This window comes from Acidithiobacillus sp., from assembly GCF_023255755.1.
Lineage (GTDB): Bacteria > Pseudomonadota > Gammaproteobacteria > Acidithiobacillales > Acidithiobacillaceae > Acidithiobacillus.
In genome coordinates this window covers 1-1,327 of record NZ_JAGDVS010000012.1, presented here as the reverse complement: position 1 = coordinate 1,327, position 1,327 = coordinate 1, and the positions used below count along the sequence as shown (strand labels likewise).

The following is a 1,327-nucleotide window of genomic DNA, read 5'->3' as shown; positions in this document are numbered from 1 at the left end:
CGGAGATGTGTATAAGGGACAGGCCATACGGAGCGGGCTGCGGCGATAGTGGCGGCGATTTCCCGGGGGTGATGGCCGTAATCATCCACCACGGTAATTCCGTCGAATGTACCGACTAGCTCAAAGCGGCGGCCGACCCCACGGAAGTCGGCCAGAGCGGTGGCAATAGTGGATTCCTGTATGCCCACCTTGCTGGCGATGCCGATGGCGGCGAGGGCATTGAGGACGTTGTGGCGACCGGGGATGCCCAGTTCTACATCCAGCCAGTGGACATAGTCGCTGTCCACCCGCCGCCACACGGCGAAGCGACTGCCGATACCATGCACGGTGACATCACGCGCTTGTAAATCCACATCGTCACCGAAGCCGTAGCGCAGTACGGGGGTGCGCAATTCAGCGATGAGGCCGGCGACCATGGGTTCATCGGTGCAGAGGACGGCGAGGCCGTAGAAGGGCAGGCGCTGGAGAAATTGCAGGAAGGCGCCGCGCAAATTATCGAGGCTGTCGCCGTAGGTTTCCATGTGATCGGCGTCGATGTTGGTGACGACGGCCATGACTGGCGAGAGATAGAGGAAGGATGCATCAGATTCGTCTGCTTCTGCCACCAGATATTCGCCACTGCCGAGGGCGGCATGGGTGCCGGCGCTCTTCAAGCGGCCGCCGATGACGAAGGTGGGGTCCAGTCCGCCAGCACCGAGGATACTGGCCACCAGGCTCGTGGTGGTGGTCTTGCCGTGGGTGCCGGCGATGGCGATACCCTGCTTGAAGCGCATCAGTTCCGCCAGCATCTCGGCGCGGCGGATGACGGGGATGCGCAGTTCGCGGGCGGCTTGCACCTCTGGATTGCTTTCGGGAATGGCCGAAGAAATCACGACCACATCCGCGCCGCGCACATTGGCCGCTTCGTGGCCGCTGAAAATCCGCGCACCTAAGTCCGTCAGGCGCAGGGTGGAACTGCCGGGGCGTAAATCGGAGCCCGAGACGGCATAGCCGAGATTCAGTAGCACTTCGGCGATGCCGCGCATGCCGCTGCCGCCGATGCCGACCATGTGGATTTGGCGGACCCAGTTACGCATTTTTGCCTCCTGCACATTCTATGCACGCTGTCGCAACGGTGGCGGCGGCGTCGCCCTTGGCCTGAGCGCGCGCGGCTTCTGCCCAGCGCAGACGGAGTGCGGCGTCGGTCAACAAGGGATTCAACACGTCGCGCAATTGTATGGCGTCCAGTCCCTCCTGACGCAGCATCCTGGCCGCACCGGCCTCCTCCAGAAAACGGGCGTTGGCGGCCTGATGATCGTCTACTGCAAAGGGGAAGGGGATCAGGACG

At 63.0% G+C, this 1,327-nt stretch carries 2 protein-coding genes; both read right to left on the bottom strand.

The features are described 5' to 3' along the window. Positions 1-1,076: UDP-N-acetylmuramate--L-alanine ligase (murC, locus tag Q0C48_RS01125; protein WP_291520741.1), on the bottom strand; the 1,076-nt coding region annotated here is incomplete at its 3' end. Further along, positions 1,069-1,327 (bottom strand): glycosyltransferase (locus tag Q0C48_RS01120; RefSeq protein WP_291520739.1); only part of this gene is annotated, 259 nt, incomplete at its 5' end. The genes murC and Q0C48_RS01120, both read right to left, overlap by 8 nt.